The following is a 7,909-nucleotide window of genomic DNA, read 5'->3' as shown; positions in this document are numbered from 1 at the left end:
GCCGAACTTCCTTTTTTCGGCAGTTGACAGCATCTATCCTGAGAAAATTTTTCAAATATTAATTATGATTAATTCGCACTGCCAGCAAGACACCGCAGCACAGCAAAACAAAAGTTCGCTGCAAACTCTCTCCCGGACTCTGAGAATGTCTCAGGGGCAATTTTCGCTGATTTTGGTGCGGTGCAATTACAGTGCTATGAGAGAGGAAACTGTACGGCAATTGCGGGAGGAGTCTGGTATCGAGATTCGAGAAATTGTCCTCCCCCCATCTGTTAAAACTCTTTACACGACGATAGAAACCAAAGTTTCCTGCAGCCATCCGGCAGCTTTAATGGTGTTTGGATTGGAATCGGTAAGTGCGATCGATCGGGTGCTAACTTCTACCAACTACGTGAGGGAAGAATTTCGGAATAATTTTCCCTTTCCGGTGGTGCTGTGGGTGACGGACAAAATCTTAAAAAAACTGATTCGGTTAGTAACAGATATCGAAACTTGGACGACAAGTGTTGAATTTGTGATTGGCCCCGACGACTTGGTGGATTTTTTGGGCAAAAGTGCCGATCGCATTTTTTCCAACATTTTAGAAAGTGGCAATTGGCGTTTAACTAATTCTGCCATTCTCGGAGCCAATTCTTTGAGTGAACTAGAGTCGGCTAGCCAAGACTTGCAAACTTGCAATATCAGATTAGAACCAGCTATTGAAGCGAGTTTGCAATTTATTCGCGGTAGGCACGAATATGCTTGTCAGCGCATCCCTGCGGCTATTGAGTTGTATCAAAAAAGTCTGAGTTTTTGGAAGTATCAAGTAGCATTTATTGGACACAAAACAGAATTTAGCGATTTGTTATTTACCGTTCACCCTGCACCAGTGTTAGAGGGAATTCTCCTATTCCACATCGGTCTTTGCTACCGCTTCCAAGCAGAACAACACCGCAGTGGCAACCGTCCTTACTGGACGGAAGCTAAGAATTATTTTCAGGAATGTATTGATGTTTTAGAACGCGCGGGACGGCCGGATGCCGTTGGTATATTCATCAATCAACTTGGCGAAGTATTGCAGCATTTAGAAGATTGGGATGCACTCTGGAATTTAGCTATCAAAGCTCGGAGGTTACATGAAAACATGGAAAATTCAGCAGTTAATTTGGCTCAAGATTACGGCTTTTTGGCGAGAGTAGCCTTAGAGCAAAAGAACTGGCAAGGGGCGAAAGAATGGGCTTTAATCGCTCTAGACGTTCTCAACTCAAATTTAGAAGCGACGGGACAGGGAACCCCTGTAAAGTCGCAGCATCTAGGCTTGTATCTGTTAATTTTAGCAGAGGCCCAAAGTCAGTTGGGTGAGGTGCAGGAGGCGATCGCACATTTAGAGCTTGCTCGCTTGGAAACCGAACCTTGCTACAACCCGCAACTGTATTTGCGAGTTTTAGAAATGCTGCGATCGCTCTATTTTCAGCGGGGAGAATATCTCGAAGCATTTCAAATTAAGCAAGATTATCGAGCGGTGGAACACACGTATCGGTTCCGAGCTTTTATTGGAGCCGGAAAGTTGCAGCCGCACAGAGAAGCAGTTAATTCCGTCGCCGAAACTATTGCCGGCGCTGCTACTATTGCTGACGAAATTACAGCTTCCGGCAGAGAGGAAGACCTCAACCGCTTGATATATAGGATGAACAATACCCCCGACAAACTGACAGTAATTTACGGTCAGTCTGGAGTTGGCAAAAGTTCAATAGTCACGGGAGGATTAGTACCAGCTCTCAAACAAAAAAAAATAGAAATGCGGACTGTTTTGCCCGTAGTGCTGCAAGTTTACAACAACTGGCCGCGGGAATTTACCAGACAGTTATCTGCTGGGAAAGCTGAGATATTCGATCCGGAAATTGCCGAAGCAGTACCAGAAACTGCTCCGGTAGATTTGACCGTAGAAGCAGGTGCAGTCAAGGGAAATCTTATTTCGGGATTTCATGGTGGAGCGACTGGGAATAATCAGGATCAAAAGGAGCAGTCACAGCCAGTAGAATTAATCATACAACAACAGGCGATTGAATACGAAAACATTATCAAGGAGCTGCAAAGAAATTCCGAACATTTAGTGACAGTTCTGATATTTGACCAATTTGAAGAATTCTTTTTTGTATGGAAAGAGCCAGCGGAAAGACAAATATTTTTTGATTTTTTGCGGGAATGCTTGAAAATCAAATATTTAAAAGTCGTCCTGTGTTTGCGGGAAGATTACCTGCACTATTTGCTGGAATTTTCCCGACCCAAAAACCAGACAGGATTCGTTAATAACGATATTTTGGAGGACATTCTCAGCAAAAACATCCTGTTTTATTTGGGAAATTTTTCCCTGATCGATGCGCGATCGGTAATTCGCACTTTAACTGAGCGAGCGCAGTTTTACTTAGAACCGGAGCTGATCGAAGAATTAGTCAAAGATTTAGCTGGAGAATTGGGAGAAGTCCGCCCGATCGAACTACAACTTGTCGGCGCTCAACTGCAACAAGAGAACATTAGAACTTTAACTCAATATCAGGAACTTGGCAACAATCCGCAACAAAAATTAGTCGAAAATTTTCTCGAAGAAGTCATCAAAGATTGCGGCCCAGAAAATGAAGTAGCGGCGCGCCGAGTATTGTATTTGCTCACAGATGAAGAGCAAATTCGTCCCCTAAAAACCCGCGCCGAATTAGTTTCAAATTTAGCGACATTTGCTGAAGCTGACAAATTAGATTTAGTCTTAGAACTGTTAGTAAACTCTGGTTTAGTTTTTCGATGGACGGAACTGCCGGCAGAGCTTTATCAGCTCGTTCACGATTATTTAGTTAGCTTTATTCGCCAGCAGCAGGAATTAGATCAAAAGGCAGAATTTGAGGAACTGCGAAAGCAAAACCAAATTAACCGAGATGAAATTGAACAAATTCGCAAAGACAGAGAGCAAGATGCTTTGCTGTCGGAAGCTAGAGAGAAACAGCACGAAGCGGAAGCTCAACTTTACCAATCTCGGAGATGGCAATTGCGGGCGGCGGTTCTAGGAGTGCTTGTACTCGCAGGTGTTTCGGGGATGGCATTCGAGCAAGCAAAATTAGCAGAAATCGCACGGCAAGAAGCAGAAACCAGTCGGACTGATGCCCTAAATTCGGCGTCGGAAGCTTTGGTGCTTTCTAATGAAAAAAACCAATTAGGAGTGTTGGGAAATAGTATCAAAATTGGTCGTGATTCTCTGAAAAGTACAGCGCTGCCTGTGGACACTAAAAATCAAATTGCTGAAAGACTCAGACAAGCAGTTTCCGGGGTGCAAGAACGCAACCGTTTCGAGCAGCACAGCAAGTTTGTTTTGGATGTGAGTGTCAGTCCCGACGGCAATTCAGTTGCTTCGGCAAGTGCTGACAAAACTGTTAAATTGTGGACTAAAGAAGGTAAGTTATTAAAAACTTTCAATCACCCAGATAGCGTGACGAGTGTTAGTTTTAGTCCCGATGGGAAAACGATCGCTACTGGTTGTGCCGATCGCACAATTAGAATTTGGCAAGTAGATAACGACAAAAGTGCGATAGGGATTTTATCCGGCCACCGCGATATCGTCACCAGCGTCAGTTTCAGTCCCGACGGTAAAACCCTAGCTTCCGCCAGTCACGACAACACCGTCAAAATCTGGAACCTTGCCAACAAACAACTGCTGCAAACCTTAACCGGGCACAAAGACTGGGTACTCGGCGTCAGTTTCAGTCCCGACGGTCAAACAATTGCCTCAGCAAGTGTTGACAAAACTGTCAAACTTTGGAACCGAGAAAATAAAACGCAGAAATTTAGAATTAATCCCAAAACACTCACCAAACATTCTGACATTGTTTACAGCATTAAGTTCAGTCCAAACAGTCTAGAACTCGTCTCGGCAAGTGCCGACACCACAGCCAAAATTTGGAACCGAAACGGTGAGGAAATCAGAACTCTCAAAGGACACAACGATGAAGTTGTCAGCGCGAGTTTCAGTCGCGACGGCAAACAAATTGTCACCGGCAGCGCCGACGATACGGTGAAAGTTTGGAGTCGCAGCGGCACTTTGCTCAACACTTTTCGAGGACATCAAGACGACGTAAGGGCCGTAAGTTTCAGCGGGGACGGCACTATTGCTTCCGCAAGTAAGGACAAAATAGTGAAAATTTGGAAACCGGACAGCACTCCGCTGAATAAGATTTTATCAGGACACGGAGACTGGGTTTACAAAGTCAGTTTTAGCGCTGACAGCAAAACAATTGCTTCTGCTAGCGGCGACAAAACCGTGAGACTTTGGCACGCTGACGGCAGTTTATTCAAAACCTTAGAAGGTCACACGGATTCTGTTACCTGGGTGAGCATTTCGCCTGATGATAAAACAGTTGCTTCTGCCAGCGATGACAAAACCGTGAAAGTCTGGAGTTTAAACGGCAAACTGTTAGATACTCTCAGCCACAGCGGCATTGTGAGAAGCGTAAGTTTTAGTCCAGACGGAAAGATAATTGCCGCCGCAAGTGCCGATCGCAAATTGTACCTCTGGCGCTGGAACGGTGCTAAAGCAACTTTGTTTGCAAAACTCGATCACAGCAATCCAGTAATTAGCGTTAGCTTCAGTCCCGACGGCAAAACTATTGCTACTGCTACCGCTGCTGAGGACAATGCAAGCGGGAAGAAAAAGGCTTTTGAAATTACCGGAGAAAAGAGAGTTTACCTCTGGCAATTTAACGGTTCGTCTGCGAAAATCATGAAAACTCTCGACCACGAGAACAGCGTTAAAAATGTTAGTTTTAGTCCCGACGGGAAGACTATTGCTGCTGCTTGCGCTGACAAAAAAGTTTACTTGTGGGGGTTTGATGGAAAGGCAGTTAATCTCAATGAAAAACTCGACCACAGCGATACTGTAGAAAGCGTGAGTTTTAGTCCCGACGGCAAACTGATTGCGGCGGCGAGTGGGGGAAATACTGTTAAGCTGTGGGATTTTGATGGCAAGAAGGCGCTGCTATCGAAGACTTTGGAATCGAGCGATCGCGTGTTGAGCGTTACTTTTAGTTCTGACAGCCAAACTCTGGCTTTTGCTAGCAGGGATAGAAGTGTAATTTTGTGGCCTGTAGAGAATTTGGAACTGAATAAAATCATTGCTCGGAGTTGCGAATGGTTGGGAGATTATTTGCAGAATGACCCGAATGTTGCTGAGGGCGATCGGCTGCTTTGTCTTGGGTTTGGGAAACAGGCGTTAAATAAGAGGAAGTAAACCTTAAGCTAGGACGGGCTAGAAGCCCATCCCACAAAAATTATTTTTTCTTGTGGGGTGGGCTTCTAGCCCGCCCGAAAATTTAATTAAAAAAAAGGACTTTTGCAAGATAAGACGGCGGTTGAAACCGCCGGGTATTCTTAAAACATCTATCTATTGACTAATTTTTTGTGTTGTAAATTTGCAGTAAATTAGACTAATAAACTTAACAGCACATCAATCCGCAATTCAAACAAAAGGTAAACCACATGGATGTCAACTCCCAAAATGTCCAACCAATCCCGCCATTCAACGAGACAAACGAGGAAACACCAGAGATAGGTGGCGGTTTGCCCGTAATAGAATATTGGGCAAAACATACATTGTCCCCGGAAGGATCGAAACTTTGGAAAACTTTGCTGCACAAAAGTGCTTGTTTGTCCTGTTCTTGGGGCACTGGCGGGCAGAAAGGAGGTTTTACGAATGAAGAGGGCGAAAAACTTCAGCGCTGCATGAAAAGCGTCGAAGCAATCTCCGCTGAAATCAAGCCGGCTATCTCAACTCAATTTTTTGAAAAGAAGAGTATTGCAGAACTTCAGCAATTAACTTCAATGGAAGCCGATAGGTTGGGAAGGCTGAGTTTTCCGATGATTTTGCGGGCTGGTTCATCTCATTACGATCGCATTTCTTGGCAAGAAGTTTATCAAATTGCCGAAGCTGCGTTTCGCAAAACTCCCGAACGAGTGGCATCTTACAGTTCCGGCCGCTCTTCCAACGAAGCGGCTTTTCTGCTGCAATTGATGATGCGGGCGATGGGTTCCAATAACTTAGCAGATTGTTCCGATCTCTGCCACGCTCCCTCGACAACCGGGTTAAGCGAAATGTTTGCCACCCGCACCTCGGTAGTGAGTCTAGAAAACTTAAAACAAGCAGATTGCGTCGTGCTCGCGGGTGCGAATTCTGCCTACAACCATCCCCGCTTCATGAACGAATTAATTAAAATTCGCGACAAAGGCGGTAAAATAATTGTAATCAATCCGGTGATGGAAATCGGATTAGTCAAGTTTGGTTCTCCGGCATTTCCTGTCAAATCGCTCATCCCCGGTTCCGAGATTTCCTCGCTATACTTGCAACCAATTCCCGGTAGCGACACGGCACTATTTGTCGGCATTCAAAAGTCTATAATCGAACAAGGATTGCTGGACGAAAAATACTTGCAAGCTTATACAGAAGGCTGGGAAGCAGTAGTACAGCACGCCCGCGAAACCGATTGGGAAACTATTACTAAAACCTGCGGAGTTTCCCAATCCGAACTTGAGGCAGCCGCCAAAATTATCGGCACGTCCCAGCGAGTTGTCTTTGGTTGGGCGATGGGAATTACCCAACACGATAACGGTGTAGATAACGTTTTCAGCATTGCAAATACTGCCTTAATTACAGGAAATGTCGGCAAAGAAGGGGCGGGATTAATGCCCGTTAGAGGACACTCAAACGTCCAAGGATTCGGCTCTATGGGCGTCACTGTGAAGCTGAAAAAAGAAATTCAACAAGCTTTAGAAAAGTTATTGAATCGTCCCCTCAGTCCTGTTAAAGGCTACGACACTCGATCGCTCATTGAAGCAGCAGATGCAGGCAAAGTCGATACGCTGATATGTCTGGGCGGTAACTTGTATGGGGCAAATCCAGATTCAACCCAGGCAAAACGCGCTTTAGCCAATGTTGAAACCGTTATCTACCTCGCAACCAAACCTAATTTAGGGCATTTTCACGGATTGGCAAAGCACAATACAATTGTGATTCCTGTGCTGAATCGCTTTGAAAACCCCCACAAAACAACGGTGGAATCTGGGAATAATTTTGTGCGTTTAAATGATGAGGGCGAAACTCATCTCAAAAATGCCGATCTGATTTCAGAGGTAGAATTCTTGACGGAATTAGCTAGCAGAATTCACGGCGAGTTTCCGGTTCATTGGCGCCTACTTCAAGACACAAAATACGTGCGCCAACTAATTGCTCAAACTATTCCGGGCTATGAAAAATTAGGGACAATTGATAAAACAAAAGAGGAATTTACCATCGGCGGTCGCATTTTTACAGAACCTAAATTTCCTACAGAGTCTGGGAAAGCGAAGATGTTTGTCACGCCTTTACCTAAGCTGAAATTACCGGAAGCGAAAGAGTTTGGAGTATCGGAATCAGCACAGGGTATTGTTCTGGCATTGATGACGGGACGCAGCTATTCTCAGCACAATACTGTGGTTTACAAAATTGATGACAAGTACCGGGGAATGCCGCACCGCAACTGCATTTTGATGAATCGTGCGGATGCAGAAAGCACGGGTTTTCAAGAACATCAGCGGGTTACGGTGCAGGGAAATGTGGGGAAAATGGAAAATGTCGAGGTGATTTATGGGGCGGTTCGTGAGGGTGCTGCTTTGATGTTTTATCCTGAAGTTAATGTGATTTTTCACCCGGAGATTGAAAAGCGATCGGGCACGCCTGCTTACAAGCGCGTACCTGCTTTTGTATACGCGGAAGTATAGAATATTTTACACCATTCTTAAGAACAGGCAAGATGCCTGTTCTACAAATTACACCATTCTTAAGAACAGGCAAGATGCCTGTTCTACAAATTACACTATTCTTAAGAACAGGCAAGATGCCTGTTCCACAAATTACACT

General features: G+C 44.8%; 2 protein-coding genes. Both read left to right on the top strand.

What is annotated here, in order from left to right; all coding sequences use genetic code 11:
- Positions 1-64 precede the first annotated feature (64 nt).
- Positions 65-5,248, top strand: coding sequence for an nSTAND1 domain-containing NTPase (locus QUA43_RS21425; RefSeq protein WP_333376312.1), 5,184 nt, complete (start codon positions 65-67; stop codon positions 5,246-5,248).
- A gap of 248 nt (positions 5,249-5,496) precedes the next feature.
- Complete coding sequence (locus tag QUA43_RS21420) at positions 5,497-7,770, top strand: FdhF/YdeP family oxidoreductase (protein WP_333376310.1); 2,274 nt, start codon at positions 5,497-5,499, stop codon at positions 7,768-7,770.
- The last annotated feature ends 139 nt before the right edge of the window (positions 7,771-7,909 follow it).

The organism is Microcoleus sp. N9_B4 (genome assembly GCF_036701635.1).
Classification (GTDB): domain Bacteria; phylum Cyanobacteriota; class Cyanobacteriia; order Cyanobacteriales; family Microcoleaceae; genus Microcoleus.
This window is presented reverse-complemented; position numbering and strand designations above follow the sequence as displayed.